At 42.8% G+C, this 16,145-nt stretch carries 15 protein-coding genes; all 15 read left to right on the forward strand.

Annotation, left to right across the window (positions count from 1 at the left end; translation table 11 throughout):
- Nucleotides 1–3 precede the first annotated feature (3 nt).
- The 15 genes from ftsY (at nt 4) to DBT49_RS02875 (ending at nt 15,921) form a co-directional block, all read left to right on the forward strand.
- Nucleotides 4–1,029, forward strand: a complete 1,026-nt coding sequence (ftsY, locus tag DBT49_RS02805) for a signal recognition particle-docking protein FtsY (RefSeq protein ID WP_070558482.1) — start codon at nt 4–6, stop codon at nt 1,027–1,029.
- A 511-nt stretch (nt 1,030–1,540) separates the two neighbouring features.
- Nucleotides 1,541–1,888 carry a putative DNA-binding protein gene (locus DBT49_RS02810; protein WP_070558478.1) on the forward strand — a complete coding sequence of 116 codons (348 nt, stop codon included), beginning with the start codon at nt 1,541–1,543 and terminating at the stop codon, nt 1,886–1,888.
- A gap of 3 nt (nt 1,889–1,891) precedes the next feature.
- Nucleotides 1,892–3,367 carry a signal recognition particle protein gene (ffh, locus tag DBT49_RS02815; RefSeq protein ID WP_070558476.1) on the forward strand — a complete coding sequence of 492 codons (1,476 nt, stop codon included), beginning with the start codon at nt 1,892–1,894 and terminating at the stop codon, nt 3,365–3,367.
- Between the two features lie 24 nt (nt 3,368–3,391).
- Nucleotides 3,392–4,642, forward strand: coding sequence for a peptidoglycan bridge formation glycyltransferase FemA/FemB family protein (locus DBT49_RS02820; protein ID WP_070558474.1), 1,251 nt, complete (start codon nt 3,392–3,394; stop codon nt 4,640–4,642).
- A 244-nt stretch (nt 4,643–4,886) separates the two neighbouring features.
- Nucleotides 4,887–6,602: an ABC transporter ATP-binding protein gene (locus tag DBT49_RS02825; protein ID WP_070558473.1), complete on the forward strand. Its 1,716-nt coding sequence runs from the start codon at nt 4,887–4,889 to the stop codon at nt 6,600–6,602.
- The gene (locus DBT49_RS02830; RefSeq protein WP_070558471.1) at nt 6,595–8,352 is read left to right on the forward strand and encodes an ABC transporter ATP-binding protein; all 1,758 of its coding nucleotides are present in this window, start codon (nt 6,595–6,597) and stop codon (nt 8,350–8,352) included. Before DBT49_RS02825 ends, DBT49_RS02830 begins: the two co-directional genes overlap by 8 nt.
- 184 nt (nt 8,353–8,536) lie before the next feature.
- Nucleotides 8,537–8,809, forward strand: a complete 273-nt coding sequence (rpsP, locus tag DBT49_RS02835) for a 30S ribosomal protein S16 (protein WP_013668726.1) — start codon at nt 8,537–8,539, stop codon at nt 8,807–8,809.
- A gap of 15 nt (nt 8,810–8,824) precedes the next feature.
- Entirely contained in the window at nt 8,825–9,079 is a 255-nt protein-coding gene (locus DBT49_RS02840) for a KH domain-containing protein (protein ID WP_064293197.1), read from the forward strand.
- A 90-nt stretch (nt 9,080–9,169) separates the two neighbouring features.
- A complete protein-coding gene (rimM, locus tag DBT49_RS02845; protein WP_070558469.1) occupies nt 9,170–9,709 on the forward strand; it encodes a ribosome maturation factor RimM in 540 nt (179 codons plus the stop codon).
- Entirely contained in the window at nt 9,699–10,457 is a 759-nt protein-coding gene (gene trmD, locus DBT49_RS02850) for a tRNA (guanosine(37)-N1)-methyltransferase TrmD (protein ID WP_070558467.1), read from the forward strand. The genes rimM and trmD overlap by 11 nt, the downstream gene beginning before the upstream one ends.
- A 118-nt stretch (nt 10,458–10,575) precedes the next feature.
- The gene (rplS, locus tag DBT49_RS02855; RefSeq protein WP_013669011.1) at nt 10,576–10,938 is read left to right on the forward strand and encodes a 50S ribosomal protein L19; all 363 of its coding nucleotides are present in this window, start codon (nt 10,576–10,578) and stop codon (nt 10,936–10,938) included.
- A 72-nt stretch (nt 10,939–11,010) separates the two neighbouring features.
- Entirely contained in the window at nt 11,011–11,466 is a 456-nt protein-coding gene (locus DBT49_RS02860) for a MaoC family dehydratase (RefSeq protein ID WP_070558465.1), read from the forward strand.
- A 153-nt stretch (nt 11,467–11,619) separates the two neighbouring features.
- Nucleotides 11,620–12,153 carry a hypothetical protein gene (locus tag DBT49_RS02865; RefSeq protein WP_070558463.1) on the forward strand — a complete coding sequence of 178 codons (534 nt, stop codon included), beginning with the start codon at nt 11,620–11,622 and terminating at the stop codon, nt 12,151–12,153.
- A gap of 375 nt (nt 12,154–12,528) precedes the next feature.
- The gene (locus DBT49_RS02870) at nt 12,529–14,832 is read left to right on the forward strand and encodes a CAMP factor family pore-forming toxin (protein ID WP_070558461.1); all 2,304 of its coding nucleotides are present in this window, start codon (nt 12,529–12,531) and stop codon (nt 14,830–14,832) included.
- Nucleotides 14,833–15,042: 210 nt separating this feature from the next.
- Nucleotides 15,043–15,921 (forward strand): LysR family transcriptional regulator, encoded by an 879-nt coding sequence (locus DBT49_RS02875; protein WP_070558460.1) that lies wholly within the window; start codon nt 15,043–15,045, stop codon nt 15,919–15,921.
- Nucleotides 15,922–16,145: the final 224 nt, after the last annotated feature.

Here is a 16,145-nt window from a genome sequence, read left to right on the forward strand (position 1 = left end):
AATTTGGGTTTATTTGACCGTATTAAACAAGCCTTTACCGGTGAAGATCCGCTAGTTGCTGAACAAGCTAAGAACCGGGAGGAAGAAGAAGAGAAGATTGTCTTTGAAAAGTATGACAAGGGCGTCGAGAAAACGCGGAAAAGTTTCTCTGAGCGTATGAATGACCTCTTTGCTGGTTTTCGTGAGGTCGATGAAGCATTCTTTGATGATTTAGAGGAAGCCTTGATTACTAGTGATGTTGGCTTTGACATGACACTAGCCCTATCGGATGCTGTTCGTGAGGAAGTGCAAAGACGGAATGTGACCAAGGGAGAAGATGTCAAAAATACTGTTATTGAGGAAATGGTTAAGATCTATGAAAAGGGTCAGGATAGCTCAGTTTCCTTAAAGGAAAACCCCGATGGACCAACTGTGATGCTCTTTGTTGGGGTCAATGGAGTCGGAAAAACCACCACTATTGCCAAGGTCGCCCACCACTACATCAGCCAGGGCAAGAAAGTCCTTTTAGCTGCTGGAGATACCTTTCGGGCCGGAGCGGTGGAACAATTAAATACCTGGGGCCAACGGGTCGGAGCACCGGTGGTTAGTGGTAAGGCTAATGGTGATCCTTCTGCTGTGGTTTATGACGCTGTTCACAAAGCGGTCAGTGAAGGCTATGACTACCTATTAATTGACACAGCGGGTCGCTTACAAAACAAGAAGAACTTGATGAATGAACTGGACAAGATGAATCGGGTTATTAAACGGGAAATTCCCGACGCTCCTCATGAAACCTTACTGGTTCTAGATGCTACCACGGGACAAAACGCCCTGGTACAGGCCAAGGAATTTAATAAAACCGTCGATATTACCGGCCTAGTTTTAACCAAATTAGATGGAACCGCCCGTGGGGGAGTTATCTTTGCCATCCGTTATGAGCTAGACCTACCAGTGAAGCTGATAGGATTAGGCGAAGGAATGGATGATTTACAACCCTTTGACGGGGAGAAATTTATTTATCAATTAGTCAAAGACGTCGTTGAAGTCTAAAAATCATGAGAGTGTGACAAGCGCGTCAAAGAGCAAGATCGCTGGAGGAAAATACCATAAGCACAGCTATAAGGATGTGAGGAAGGATCAGGGAGGGAGATTCCTTGGAGGAAAAGATGATAAGATCAGATAAAAGGATGTGAGGACGCCGTCAGAGACTTGAATTGCTGGAGGAAAATACCAAAAGCACAGCACGACTGTGCGTTGGGATTTTCTGAAGCAACTTCAAGGCTGGCGTCCGAACTCAACTTGCTTGATCGTTCAACTTTTTCGAAAGGACATCCCCTCACCCTTCCGAACTCAACTAATCTGTGCGTTGGTATTTTCTGAAGCGGACGCTTGCTTTGCGCTTGGAACAGGTTTTGATATACAGGGCTGGGAAAAGATCTCCCAGCCTTTTTCTGCCTCCTAATCTTAAGGGGATTTTACTGGCCTCTGCATTGACTTTCCCTAAGGACTTCGGTATTCTTAAAGATTGTAAGCTAGAAGTAATCTAGTGATGGAGGCAAATATGGAAATTCAAAAGACTAATGAAATTAACCGCTTACTGGACTTCTATTACCAGTTATTAACCAAAAAACAACAAGATTATATTAGTCTTTACTACCAAGATGACTACTCCCTCGGTGAAATTGCGGCCTATTTCGATGTCAGTCGGCAGGCCGTTTATGATAACATTCGTCGAACGGAAAAGACCCTTGAAAATTATGAGTCCCGCTTACACTTAGCCTCTGACTACCGTAAGCGGCAAGCGACGATCAAGGAGCTCAGGGACTATGTCAAAAAGAACTATGCTCAAGATAACGAACTCAAACAAACAATAGATAAGTTACTAATAATGGATGATAAAGAGGTGTAAGGAATGGCTTTTGAAAGTTTATCGGACCGCCTGCAAGGAGCGGTAGAAAAAGTCGGTAAAAAGGGAAAAATCTCAGAAGGCGACTTGCGAGAAATGATGCGGGAAGTGCGTTTGGCCTTACTAGAGGCTGACGTTAACTTTAAAGTGGTAAAAAACTTTGTTCGCAAGGTCCAAGATAAGGCCCTAAATAGTGATGTCTTAGAATCGCTGAGTCCAACCCAACAAATTGTCAAAATCGTCGATGAAGAATTGACTGAATTACTGGGTGGCGAGCAAGTCGGCATTAACTATAATGAAGATGGGCCCACAATTATTATGATGGCCGGTTTACAAGGGGCCGGTAAAACCACTACGGTGGGTAAACTAGCCAATCACTTACGGGAGGAAGGCCATCGCAAACCTCTCTTAGTGGCTGCCGACGTCTACCGTCCTGCTGCGATTGACCAGTTAGAAACCATTGGCCGTCAGCTGGACCTACCTGTCTTCCAACTAGGTAACCAAGTCAGCCCTGTTGAGATTGCCCAAAAGGCAGTCGTTTATGCCAAAGAGAATAACTACGATACTATCTTTATCGATACTGCCGGACGTTTACAAATTGACCAAACCTTGATGGATGAATTAAAGAACATCCAAGCAGCCGTTCATCCCGATGAAATTCTCTTAACTGTTGATGCCATGAGTGGTCAAGAAGCTGCTAATGTGGCTAAGACTTTTGATGAAGAATTAGCACTCACTGGGGTTATCCTGACTAAATTAGACGGGGACACCCGTGGTGGGGCGGCCTTGTCGATTGCCTCTATCACTGGCAAACCGATTAAATTTACCGGGGTCGGGGAAAAATTAGAAGACATTGAAACCTTCTATCCTGACCGAATGTCTAACCGAATTCTGGGTATGGGGGACATGATGACCCTGATTGAAAAGGCCCAAAAAGAATTTGATGAAAAAGAAGCCGAAGAGATGGCGGCTAAGATGCAAGCCAATACCTACGACTTTAATGACTTCGTTAAGCAAATGGACCAAATGAACAAGATGGGCTCATTTGAAAGCATCATCAAGATGATACCGGGCTTAAATAAGATACTACCGGTTGATAAGTTAAACATCGACCCTAAAGATATGGTCCGTACCAAGGCCATTATCCAGTCCATGACCGATTATGAACGGACCCATCCGGATGAAATTAACCAAAGCCGGCGCCGGCGGATTGCTAAGGGGTCAGCAACTACCGTCAATCAAGTCAATCAATTGATTAAACAATTTAACCAAAGTCGGACCATGATGTCAGCCATGACCAATGGGGATATGAGTTCCTTATCTTCCCTAATGGGGGGCATGCCTAATGGAATGGGTAATATGCCTAATATGCCTGGTATGGATGGTGGCCGTCGCAAGAAACAGCGGGCTCAAGAACTAGCAGCAAAACACATGAAGAAAAAATTAAATAAGCAACGTAAAAAACGTGGCAAAAAAGGGTAAATGTGAAGGAGACTAGTGGGATAAATGAAATTCGTTGAAATAGCAGCAGATGATTTTGACAAGTGGATCAAACAATTAGGCCGCAGCAACCACTTGCAATCGCTCGACATGGCGCGCTTAAAAGCCGCCCGGGGCCGAGAAATTCATTATTTAGCCTTAACAGACGACCAAGATCAGATTCTAGAAGCCTGCATTTTGGCCAGCTTACCTACCCATGTGGGTGGGGCCTTTGAATTAGAAGGCTGGCTACCTGGAGATTTAGGCAATCGCGACCAAATCATTACTTTCTTGAATGGGGTTAAGGATTTTGTCAAGTCTCATAAGGGGATCTCCTTACTCGTGAAGCCAGATCTTGGGATTATTGTTACTGATGAAAAGGCACAAAACCCCAAAAAGATTAACGAAGATCTGGTTTCCTGGATTCAAGCAGCAGGCTTCACCTACCATTACCAGGACCAAAGACCAGAATTTGCGGGATTTGACTGGAATTATAAGAAGGATTTGACTACAGTGGACCCCAACAAGGTGGAAAAATCCTACCTTCACGGCGCCCAACAATCCCTCAAACAAGCCCATAAGTATAGTACCGTGGTCCGAGAGATTACTGGAATTGAAGAAATACCGCGCTTCTATGCTTGCTATGAGGAAACTTGTCAGCGATTGGGGATTGCGCCTAAGGAATATCCATACTTTGAAGAAGTTTATCAGAACATCGGCAGTGCAGCCCGCTTTGTCATTGCGGAAATTAACTTCAAAGACTACCAAGCTAGTTTAGTTGAACGTCAAGAGGAATTAGAAGGAATCTTAGCGGACTTAGATGAAGACCTGGCTAAAAATCCCAATAGCCGCAAGAAGAACAATCAAAGACGGGAATACCAATCCCAATATGACGCTCAAGTGAAAAAGATTGCCGATGCCCAAGTCTGGGTGGACCAAGCCAAAGAAGAACAAACCGTTTTAGCAGTTGCTCTCTTTATTGAGAGTCCTTATGAGATGACCTATCTCTATTCAGGCTCAGATGAGGAATATTCCATCATTAATGCTCCTTATCTGATCCAAGATCAATCCATCAAGCTGGCCCTAGACCATGATATTCCGGTCTATAATTTCTTGGGCATCAGTGAGCCCTTTGACGAGAATAACGGCTTGCTTCATTTCAAACAATCCTTTAACGGCTATGCGGAAAGAAATATTGGAACCTTTACCTGGTCACCGCATCCCCACTTCCTCGCCCTCTATGAGAAGGTCAAACGTCTCCTTGGTCGCTATAATTAAGCACCTAGGCCTTGACTTAGTCAAACAAAGCAATAGCTCTCAAGAATTCAAGCAGGCAAATGAGTTAAATATCTCAGCCTATCATTGATTAAGTTTGGGAGACTTTATTCAAATTATCTTTTAACAAGCTTCGCTTCTAGCGGGGCTTTTTTAGTGGAAATGTAAATGATTTGCTATGTTTTTTTAGATAGGGTATTTTAGTAGTTAGTCAGTAATCACATTCAGGGGGAGGTTGGTCATTTTTATGCAAGTGTTTTCCTATTTAAAGAGTTATCGCTGGCGGATTTTGTTGGTGATTGCTTTAACTTTTGGTAACGCCCTAGGGGAATTATTTTTACCACGTTTAATGGCTGAAGTGGTTGACCAGGGGGTGGCTCAAGGGGATACTTCATTTATTTTAAAAATTGGAAGCTTGATGCTGGTGGTCGTGCTGTTGACAGTGATTTGTCGGGGATCAGCGGCCTTTCATTCTGCCAAGGTTGCTATGGGTTTTTCTCGCGATGTTAGACACGCTATCTATACCAAGGTCAACCATATGACCTTTGATGATACCGAGCACTTTGGCATTTCATCCTTAATCACGCGAACGACAGACGATGTCAGCCAGGTAGAACAAATGGCGCTTATGGGACTGAGGCCTTGGGTGCGTGGGCCGCTCATGTTTATTGGGGGCCTCATTATGGCCATGTTAACCAACATGCAATTATCCGTTATTATATTATTGAGCATTCCCTTTTTACTTTTAGGGATGTGGGTCATTATCAAGAAGGCTCTCCCTTATTTTCCCTGTTTACAAGGAAAGTTAGACCGGATTAACCTACTTTTTCGCCAACGTTTGACTGGTTTAAAGGTCATTCGGGCCTTTAATAAGAATGACTATGAAGAAGACGTCTTTAGCCAGGCCAATGATGAATATTATCAAATCGCCTTAAAGGTGAACAATTTAATGATTACCGTTATGCCGATTCTTTCCACGGTTTTAAATCTAGGAATCGTTGCTATTGCCTATTTTGGGGCCCATTTAATTAGTCAGGGGAGCTTAGAGATTGGTGGCTTAATGGCCTATCTCCAGTATATTACCCAGGTCCTAACGGCTTTAATCATGATTTGTAACTTACTTACTATGTTGCCACGGACCGTGACTTCAACGGAAAGAATCAGTGAAGTCTTGGCTTATCCTCAAGCAGAAATGATTGGTGATAAGCTACTTACCGAACCCATCAGTCGGGTAGAGGCTAAGGATTTGACTTTTTACTATCCAGGAGCAGCCTTACCTGCCCTAGATAAGATTAATTTCTCTTTAAGCAAAGGGGAAAGCCTAGGGATCATTGGTGGAACCGGGTCAGGGAAGTCCACCCTCCTAAAACTCCTCTTACAGTTTTACCCACCCAGTGAGGGCGAGCTCTTAATCAATGGTCATGCCATTGAAAGTTTAGCGCCAGGATCGGTTCGCCAGTACATTTCTTATATTCCCCAACAGAATTTCTTCTTTACCAAGACTGTGGGGGAAAACCTATCTTATGCGGATGAATCTGTTACCGATGCTGCTATGGAGAACAACCTAGACATTGCCCAGGCCAGGGACTTTTTATCTGACCGTCCCTTAGATGACGGCATGGTTCGGGGAGGGGTCAATTTTTCTGGGGGGCAACGCCAACGCTTGGCCATTGCTCGGGCCCTTAGCCGCCGGGTCCCTCTTTACTTATTTGATGATTCTTTTTCAGCCTTAGACTATCAAACGGATTATCAATTGCGCCAAGCCCTAAAAGATAACTTGGGCGAGGCCATGTTAATCATTGTGGCGCAAAGAGTGGCCACCATCCGCCATGCCGATAAGATCTTGGTCTTAGATGAGGGCAAGGTTAGTGCATATGGCAGCCATGAAGAGCTTATGAAGCATTCCGAACTCTATCGTGAAATTGTTATTAGTCAAGGGGAGGAGGATGACATCCATGGCTAGGAAGAAACACCAAAGTAGCCAAGCTAATTTGCTGCGTTTAATCAAGCATTTAGGCAAGTACCATTGGCTACTCATTTTTAGCTTGTTAGCGACTATTGTGATTGCAGCCTGTGATATTATCGCTCCTCGGATTATGGGAGACTTAACCAATGGCATTGCAGCCGACATCAGCCAGGGCCAGGCCATTAATTTTGACCAGATCAAGGTCTTCTGTCTCTATCTTATTGCCATCTACCTGGTCCTGGGCCTTTTTCGTTACTTTCAGGGGCGCTTGCTGACTTATTTGGCCCAATCCTTTATCAAGGAATTGCGTCAAGCTGTCTCGGAAAAAATCAAGAAAATCCCCCTGTCCTTCTTCGACCAACAATTGACAGGTGACTTATTGAGTCGGATGACCAATGATATTGAAAGCTTGGGACGTAATATTCAGCAAAGTATTGACCAAGTCTTTTATGGAGCCATTCTTTTAGTCGGCATTTTGATTATGATGTTGAGAATTTCAGTCACTATGACGGGAATTTTCTTTATTACCATCCCGCTGTCCTTTTTTGCAACACGCTTCATCACCTCACGGTCGCAGAAATATTTTCGGGCCAAGGCAAAGGGCCTGGGAGCTATTGTGGGCTACATTGAGGAAAGTTTCACCGGGACTGACCTGATTAAGGCCTATAATTATCAAGACCGGGCTGACCAAGAATTTCAACGTTATAATAACCATCTCTATGAAGTCTCCTACCATGCCAGTTTTATGGCGGGAATCTTACTGCCAGTGATGACCTTTATCAGTAATATTGGCTACGTGGCCATTGCCATTGTGGGAGGGTTACTCGTCCTAGGGCAGAGAATTTTAATTGGGGATGTATTGGCTTTTATTCAATATAGTCAAAAAATTACCCGGCCCATTAATACCATTGCCGAAATGGCTACTCTTCTCCAAGAAACCCTGGCCTCGGCCGACCGGATCTTTGAATTATTAGATGCTCCCGAAGTGGTTGAGGATAGCACTTATGAAATAGAGCCGCCGATTGAAAGTATTGTCTTTGACCATGTTGGCTTTGCCTATGAGGAAGAGATGATTATTAAAGACTTGAATCTCCAGGTTGAAAAAGGTCAGACCATAGCGATTGTAGGTCCAACCGGGGCAGGAAAATCGACCCTGATTTCTTTACTGCTGCGGTTCTATGATGTTAACCGCGGGGCTATTCGCGTCAACGGTATTGATATCCGCCAAGCCAGCCGGGAAAACCTGCGTCAGTTTTTTGGCATGGTGCTTCAAGATACCTGGCTCCAGCAGGGGACCATTGCGGATAATATCCGTTATGGGGCCGAGGGAGCTAGCGATGAAGAAGTGGTTCAAGCAGCCAAGGATGCTCATTGCTATCACTTTATTCAAAGCTTGCCCGATGGTTTCAACACTCTCTTAAATGAAGAAGCTAATAATATTTCCCAGGGGCAAAAGCAATTAATTACCATTGCTCGGGCCTTTATCTCTAACCCTGAAGTCATGATCCTTGATGAAGCCACCTCGTCAGTGGACACCCGTACCGAACAACTTATCCAGTCAGCCATGGCTAAGCTTATGCAAGGACGGACCAACTTTGTCATTGCCCACCGCTTGTCCACCATCGTGGAAGCCGATAAAATTCTGGTCCTAGACCAGGGGGATATCGTTGAACAAGGAAGCCATGAAGAATTACTGGCTAAAAAGGGCAAATACGCTCAACTCTACCAAAGTCAATTTAATGATTAATGAACAGAGTGCGATAAGCGCGCCAGAGAGCAAGACCTCTGGAAGAAAATGGTTGACTAGCTGTTCTTAGGAATAAATTTCAGCTGTAAAGAAAAAATACTTTACAGACTCCTAAGAATTTGCTATAGTATAGCAATGTGAATAAAAGATTGAAAAAATAAAAACATAAGGAGGAATTTTATTCATGGCAGTTAAATTACGCTTAAAACGTATGGGGTCAAAACGTAACCCATTTTACCGTATCGTCGCAGCAGATGCGCGTTCACCACGTGACGGACGTATCATCGAAAAGATTGGTACCTATAACCCAACTACCCAACCAGAAGAAGTTGTTTTAGATGAAGAACTTGCTTTAAAATGGTTAGGAAACGGTGCTCAACCTACTGATACTGTTCGTAACATTCTTTCTCGTCAAGGAATTATGCAAAAACATCACGAAGCTAAGCATAATAAATAAAGATAGGTGAATTGCATGCCGGACATTGAAAATTTACTAATGACTATTATTCAACCTTTAGTGAGTTATCCTGAAGACATTCAACTCGAAGTGAGTGATGGGGATGAATTCTTAGAATACCATTTAATGGTACATCCCGATGACGTTGGACGTGTCATTGGTAAGCGCGGACGCGTAGCGAATGCTATTCGCACAATTTTATATAGTGTACGCGTAAAAGGTCATCGTCGGGTTCGGTTAACTATCGATCGTATCGATGAAGACCAATAAGATGATTGGTATTAGTAAGATTATCAGTTAAACTAGGATTATATCCTAGTTTTTTTCTTAGGCATTAAGCAGACTTGATAAGGAGATACGATGAGTCAAGAATTTTACCGTGTGGGAAAGATTGTCAATACCCAAGGCCTAAAGGGAGAGGTCCGGGTAATTGCGACCACTGACTTTCCCGACAAACGTTTTCAACCAGGAAGCCAACTAGTCATCTTTGACCGTAAAAATAAGCAAGCTGAGGTTGAGGTAATGAGTCACCGCCAGCATAAAAATTTTCATATTCTTAGTTTTAAAGGCATGCCGTCAATTAATGATGTGGAAGGCTTTAAGGGGATGGAAGTGATGGTTGCAGCTGAAAATCGGCAAAGTGATGATTTAGCTGAAGGCGAGTTCTTCTATGATCAAATCATCGGTTTAGCGGTCTATGACTTAGCGGGTAAGCTGCTAGGAAAGGTCAAGGCCATCACCCAATTAGGCCCCAATGATGTTTGGACTATCCAACGCAGTCAGCCGGGCAAGAAGGATGTCCTGATTCCCTATATTGATGACGTGGTCAAAACGATCGATTTAGAAGAGAAGAAAATAGTAATCGATGTACTTGAAGGATTGATTGACGATGAAGGTTAATATTTTAAGTCTATTTCCAGACATGTTTACTGGACCCATGAATCAGTCCATTATTGGTAAGGCCCAGGAAAAAGGCCTAGTCGATATTGAAGTCACTGACTTTCGCCAATTTGCCAATAATAAGCATGGTCATGTTGATGACTATCCCTTTGGCGGGGGAGCGGGTATGCTGCTGCAAGTGGGCCCAATCTATCGGGCCCTGGAGGCCATCGATCCGCTTTTAGTGAGCGAGGATTTATCCAAGCGCCCAGCTAGCCGGGTGATTTTAATGGATCCTGCTGGACAGCGGTTTAACCAAGCCAAGGCGGAAGAACTGGCCCAAGAAGACCAGCTAATCTTTATCTGTGGTCATTATGAAGGCTATGATGAACGGATCAGAAACTATGTGACCGATGAAATTTCCATTGGGGACTTTGTCTTAACCGGTGGCGAGCTAGGTGCCATGACGGTAATTGATGCCACGGTGCGCCTATTGGATGAGGCGGTAGGAAATAATGAGTCAGTGGAAGTGGAATCTTTTTCGACTGGCCTATTGGAATACCCCCAATATACCCGGCCACGGTCCTTTAGGGGTATGGATGTTCCGGATGTCCTCGTCAGCGGTGACCACCAAAAGATTGCCGATTGGAAGGGGAAGGAAGCCATCCGTCGTACCTATCTCAGACGGCCTGACCTCTTAGACCGAGCTGAGCTGTCTGACCAAGAAAAGCAGTGGCTGCTAGAAATCCAGGCAGAAAATCCAAAATAAGCCTTTACACAGGACTTGAATTTTGGTATCATTTTACGAGTGAGGTTATTTCACAAATTTAAACAATATTCCGCTGTCGCTATGGAACATGAATATCTGTTGGAAAAGGAGAATTATCATGAGTCATAACCCAAAGTTAATCGATGAAATTGTTTCCGAACAATTACGCAGCGATATTCCAGATTTCCGTCCCGGAGACACCGTTCGTGTACACGCACGTGTTGTTGAAGGTGAACGTGAACGTATCCAAATTTTTGAAGGCGTTGTTTTAGCACGTAAGGGTCAAGGTATCAGCGAAACCTTCACTGTTCGTAAAGTATCAAACGGTGTTGGTGTTGAACGTATCTGGCCAGTACATACTCCTCGAGTAGCTAAAATTGAAGTGATCCGTCAAGGTAAAGTACGTCGTGCGAAACTTTACTACTTACGTGACCGTCACGGAAAAGCAGCTCGTATTGCTGAACGTCGTCGCAAAAAATAAGCGATTTAAAAACTGTGTCTTAGGCACAGTTTTTTTAATTGTCTGATAATTAGGAAAAAGGAGGAATAGACCGTGGAAGCTATCTATTTAGAAAACTGTCAGGTAGGCCTAACATTCAAAAGCCGTAGCTATCATTTGTCTGAAGAAGAAGCCATCAACTTTGCTAAAAAGTATGATCCCCAACCCTTCCACTTAGATAAGCAGGCCGCTGAAAACAGCTTTTTTAAGCAACTTTGCGCTAGTGGCTGGTTGGTGACTGCCATTATGATGAAATTAATGGTTGAAAGTATTCCTTTTAAACATGGGGATATTGGTGCCGGAGTGACCCTCAATTGGACTAAACCCGTTTACCCCGGCGACGACCTGCATATCGAAGGCGAAATTACTGATTTTAGACCCTCTAAAAGCAAGTCAGATCGGGGCATTGCCTATGTGTCTGTAAAAGTTATCAATCAAGATGATGATGTTGTTTTGGAAAATGAATCGAAGGTAGTTGTTTTTTCTAAGGATAAAGACTTTAGCAAATAGGGAGAGTGGGGTCACTCTCTTTTTTGTTGTTAAAGTCAAAAAAAGTCAGATATATAACTTGACTAAGTTTGATTAAAGGCTTATACTATAGATGTAGGATGAAAGAGATCCTAATAGTAAGATAATCAAAATAACTAAGAAAGGTGATCATTTATGAAAATGTATACAGTAACTGCAGAAGTTAATAGTGATAAATATGGTAAAGGGACCCTAGTTGCAGAACTTAACGAACAAGATTTCATCAAATATGCTAACCTTTCAGACCAAGATAAATTAGCTTTCTTAAAGGATAAGGGCGCTCAATTCCAAGTTGATGTCAATGAATTAGAAGATGATGATGTAGTTTCTTATAAGGTTGAAGAATCTTCAGGCGCTAATCATCCAACTCAAGCTAAAAGTTCAAAACCGCAAGTTAGCCGCAAGATGCGGATGAACATTAATGGTCAAGACACCGGCTGGGTGGATGTTACTGATGAAAACCAAGCCCAATATGATCAATTAATGGATCACTTTAACCAAATGCACCAACGCTTCAATGATGAATTCAGTCGTTTCTTTACCGACTTTAGACCAGGTCACTTCCTTGATTTCGGTACCCCCTTCCTAGAAGATGGCAAGAAATCTGGCAAGGAAGATAAGGACTCTCAAGCCGATGGTGAAGGGCAAGGAGAAAAGCAAGATAAATAAAGTCAACTCGCTAAGCTTTTACTCTCTTAAAATATAAAATCCATACAAGGACTGGGAAAGCCACCCAGTCCTTTTTTGTCGTGTCCTTGACCAGGGGCACAAGGAAGCGCTTTTTTGGTTAATTAAGGTACATGCTGCTACCGTTCAAAGATAAAATACTATATTGTTTTTTGTTGAGAAATTCATCCTTGATTTATCGGCTTTTTTAAACTTTTTCTAATTAATTTCCTTGATAAGGGTGACAAATTTAGGACAAAGTTTTAAAGTAGGACTGTGAAATGGAACAATAAATTGTTTCTTTTTGCCATCTTTGTAAGCGCTTAAGATGTTGTTGATGTTATCACTGGTTTTCATGTGAATACAGGAGGAATGAAGATGAGTCAATCGACCACTCAATTACACATTTTATTAAGTCGCAAAGTTAGCAAGGGCGCACTTTCTTTAGCCTTTGGGATGACTATGCTTTTTGCTTCTCAGGAAGCTGTACTAGCAGCTGAAATTGATCAAGTTGAAAGTAACCAAACAGCAGAACAATCATTGGTTATCCCTGAACAGCAAGGCCAAGACCATGATGCTGTAGTAGAAGAATCACAAACCATTGAGAGTGAAGCAGAAACTGAAACGGCTCTGCCTGAAGCAGAAATTAAAGATCTTGAGGAAGAACTTGCTGAAAAAGCAGCTGAAGCTCCTCTAGAATATCAGGAAGAAGTTTCTCCTGCGAAAAGTGAAGAGCTTGGTCATCATGAAGAAGTTAGTGAGTCAAAAGAGCTTAGTCCAGAAAGGTCAACTAATAAGGAAGAGTCTTCTCCAGTAGAAGATAGCGAAAAAGATTTTGATAAAACATCTCAGAAAGCCGAAAAAGATGAAAAAGAAGAAACAGAAGCAATCGATGAAGAGGCTACTGGTAAAGACAAGCAAGCAGTAAAGGTCGAAAAAGTTGACGATGATTATAAACAAGTCAACCCGGAAAAAGGCCTTGCTAGTGAAGAACAAGCGATTGACTTTGCCGCTTTAGAAAACTTTGCTAAGGAAAATCCCGCAGGCTTCAATAAAGTTCTCTCGGTTGCTATTGCAGTATCGGTTCAAGACGAAGACCGTGCGACTAGCGAAGAGGTTTTAAAGACCTTAGGAGAAGTTCTCGTTGATAATGAATTAAACCATGAATTATTAGTCGAATTGTCTAAATTTGTGATTCGTTATGGCGAATTAGGACCTGATGAAAGCGACGTTCACCACATTGTGGAAGGCCAACCTAGTGTTAGTCGGGCGTCTGGCTTCTCCTTCTATGCAGCTGGTGAAGACAAACCTGCTGTTAGCTTCGAAGACTTTGAAAAATTAGTGGCTAAAGTAACTGGAACAACGGATAGCGTCCTTAGCCTATTAGAAAACTTACAAAAAGGGGAACGTCCTGCTGCTGGCATCGGAGCGATCATGGATTCGATCCTCCCCGTGAACTTAAACTTCACTAAGATTGGTGAATTAATCCAACGTATCGCTGAACTTAAAGCCGAAGCGGTTCGTCAAGATGTCTATCTCTCAACAGAAGTCGTCGGTGCCATTGCCGAATTAATTCCTTCTGAAGTGACCTTCAATGGGACACCTGTGAACTATGTTTTGGATAAGTTAGGTCAAATGGCCCTGGATATCGGACGTAGCGTCGCAGACGGTATGGTGCTTAGCTACCACCCAGGCAGCTTCTACAACCCAAATACCTTTCGTTTACGCGCTCAAGTCTTGCGCAAGGGTGCCGAATTAATTAAAACAGCAACGACAGAATGGCGGATGAAACCACAAATCGTTCACTCTAAAGCTGGTCTAGAAATTACCCACGCCTTCATGTCTGTTGTCGATCCTTTCTCAACGGCAGAACGTTTGACTAAACGTTTAAATGAATTAGAAGCCTTAGAAGTCTTCGGTAATGCTTACCGGAATATCACCCCTAAAGATATTGCTACGACTTATATTAAGGAAAAATTGGACAAGGCTATCTGGGACACCCGCTTCAAACGTGACGAATACATTCTATCTAAAGTACCATTTGATGTATACCACAAACTAAACAAGGCCATTACTCGTGCGGTTGGGGTTCAATTATATTCAGAAACCCGCGTTTACCAAATTGATGATGCGGTTGCTGAACTCCAGGCAGCTTACGGGGATGCTCTTGCTTACTTAGAAAGCATCCCAGCTGATCAACAAATTGCTCCAAATGCCCTTAAACGTGAATTGAAAGATCTCATTTGGAATACCCGCTTTGAACGTGATGGGTCAATCCTAGGAAATGTGCCAACTGAAGTTTACACGGCACTCAATGCCACATTAACTAAGGCTGTTGGCCTACAATTAGACCTTCACGCTAAAACAGTCGATGTAAAAGCCGCAATGGAAGAAATCAAGGCTCAATTAGGTGAAGCCCGTGAAATTGCACAAGCAACCTTGAATGCCCGTGCTTCTAAAGAAAGAAAACTTGAACTTCGTGACCTGATCGGTGAAGTTCGGAGCATCCGTGATAGCGAATTGCTGGGCAAGGTTTCTTTCAATGCCTACAATCATTTAAATCAAGTGATCACCAAGGCTGTAGGAACCCGCCTCAACTTGAAAGCAAGCAATGCAGAAGTTGATGAAGCGGCTAACGCTCTGCGTCAAGCCCTTGCTACTGCCCGCGCTGAATTGGCTTAGTTTCTAAGTTTATAATGAGAGCTGCTGTTGCAAGTAATTTGCTTTTAGACTAAATTGTTTTGATGTGAATTGTCATAAAAAATGTCATACCGCAAAAGGGTATGGCATTTTTTTGTACGGATAGTTGATCCAAGAAAGCTTGCTGACTAGCCCTTGAAAATTGGATGCGAAATTGAAATAATAAGGACAATCAATGAAGAGGTGGTAAAAATGAACTACTATGCTTTGAAATATTTTAAAGCGGTGGCTGAGATAGGCAATATGACCAGTGCCGCTGAAGAATTAAATGTATCCCAACCAGCCATTAGCCGGGCTATTAAACAATTAGAAGAAGACTTAGGGGTCGATTTATTTGTTCGCCAAGGTCGTAGTATTTATTTAAACCACTATGGGGAGACTTTTTTAACTTACTTGGACCATTCTTTTAGCGCCCTGAGCGAAGGCAAGCGGGTGGTTAGGGAAATTTCTGGTTTAGAACATGGTGAAATTATCATTGGCGTTACCCTTCCCCATGTCTTCCCTAACTTATTGAGTGACTTTCTCCACGATTATCCCAAGGTTCGAGTCAAGCAGTATGAAGCAGCGAGTGGCTTGATGCTCGAAAAATTGTTAAAGGATCAATTGGATTTTTGGATAGCTACCCATGAGATTAACCATGACCAAGTCGAGACCCTCCCTATAATCAGTGAAGAAATCTTTGTCACAGTGAGTCGGAAACACCCCTTGGCCCAGGCCAAGCAGGTTGCCTTAAGTGACTTAAAGGCGGAAAAATTTGTTGGTTCGAGTCAGGGCTACAGTTTTCGGGAGTTAACAGATGGTTTCTGCCAACGGGCCGGCTTTACGCCTGATTATCAGATCGAATTAGAGGATGCCGCTGCTATCCATAAATTGGTCGAAGCCGGTTATGGGATTTCTTTTACCCCTAAAATTTCCCTCTTATCCAGTCAAGAAAAGATAATCCCACTTAGGGTCGCCGATTATTCCATCCAGCGGACGATCAGCCTGGTCTATAAGAAAGACCATTATTTCTCCCAAGCCGCTAAAGCCTTTTTCGATTTTTCTAGGGATTATCTTTGTGAATTTGCTTAATAGAATATATAGCACTTGAATAACTCCTCCAAGCCATACTTATAGACTTGGGGGATTTTTACTGGTTTAAATTAATCTCCTTTTATATAAATTAAAGTTATCGATAAATGCAAAATATGTATTATTATTTATCGATCTTTCTTGGTAAACTGCAGTAAAGATATCTTTATGACGAGTCCTTTAGCTAAAGAAATGAAAGCGCTAACAACACAAGATAGGAGAAT

Source organism: Aerococcus mictus (genome assembly GCF_003286595.3).
GTDB classification, from domain to species: domain Bacteria; phylum Bacillota; class Bacilli; order Lactobacillales; family Aerococcaceae; genus Aerococcus; species Aerococcus mictus.

What these genes read in the sequence shown, in the direction of transcription:
- DBT49_RS02810 (WP_070558478.1), top strand. Translation starts at nt 1,541, where the DNA reads ATGGAAATTCAAAAGACTAATGAAATTAACCGCTTACTGGACTTCTAT.
- ffh (WP_070558476.1), top strand. Translation starts at nt 1,892, where the DNA reads ATGGCTTTTGAAAGTTTATCGGACCGCCTGCAAGGAGCGGTAGAAAAA.
- DBT49_RS02820 (WP_070558474.1), top strand. Translation starts at nt 3,392, where the DNA reads ATGAAATTCGTTGAAATAGCAGCAGATGATTTTGACAAGTGGATCAAA.
- DBT49_RS02825 (WP_070558473.1), top strand. Translation starts at nt 4,887, where the DNA reads ATGCAAGTGTTTTCCTATTTAAAGAGTTATCGCTGGCGGATTTTGTTG.
- DBT49_RS02830 (WP_070558471.1), top strand. Translation starts at nt 6,595, where the DNA reads ATGGCTAGGAAGAAACACCAAAGTAGCCAAGCTAATTTGCTGCGTTTA.
- rpsP (WP_013668726.1), top strand. Translation starts at nt 8,537, where the DNA reads ATGGCAGTTAAATTACGCTTAAAACGTATGGGGTCAAAACGTAACCCA.
- DBT49_RS02840 (WP_064293197.1), top strand. Translation starts at nt 8,825, where the DNA reads ATGCCGGACATTGAAAATTTACTAATGACTATTATTCAACCTTTAGTG.
- rimM (WP_070558469.1), top strand. Translation starts at nt 9,170, where the DNA reads ATGAGTCAAGAATTTTACCGTGTGGGAAAGATTGTCAATACCCAAGGC.
- trmD (WP_070558467.1), top strand. Translation starts at nt 9,699, where the DNA reads ATGAAGGTTAATATTTTAAGTCTATTTCCAGACATGTTTACTGGACCC.
- rplS (WP_013669011.1), top strand. Translation starts at nt 10,576, where the DNA reads ATGAGTCATAACCCAAAGTTAATCGATGAAATTGTTTCCGAACAATTA.
- DBT49_RS02865 (WP_070558463.1), top strand. Translation starts at nt 11,620, where the DNA reads ATGAAAATGTATACAGTAACTGCAGAAGTTAATAGTGATAAATATGGT.
- DBT49_RS02870 (WP_070558461.1), top strand. Translation starts at nt 12,529, where the DNA reads ATGAGTCAATCGACCACTCAATTACACATTTTATTAAGTCGCAAAGTT.
- DBT49_RS02875 (WP_070558460.1), top strand. Translation starts at nt 15,043, where the DNA reads ATGAACTACTATGCTTTGAAATATTTTAAAGCGGTGGCTGAGATAGGC.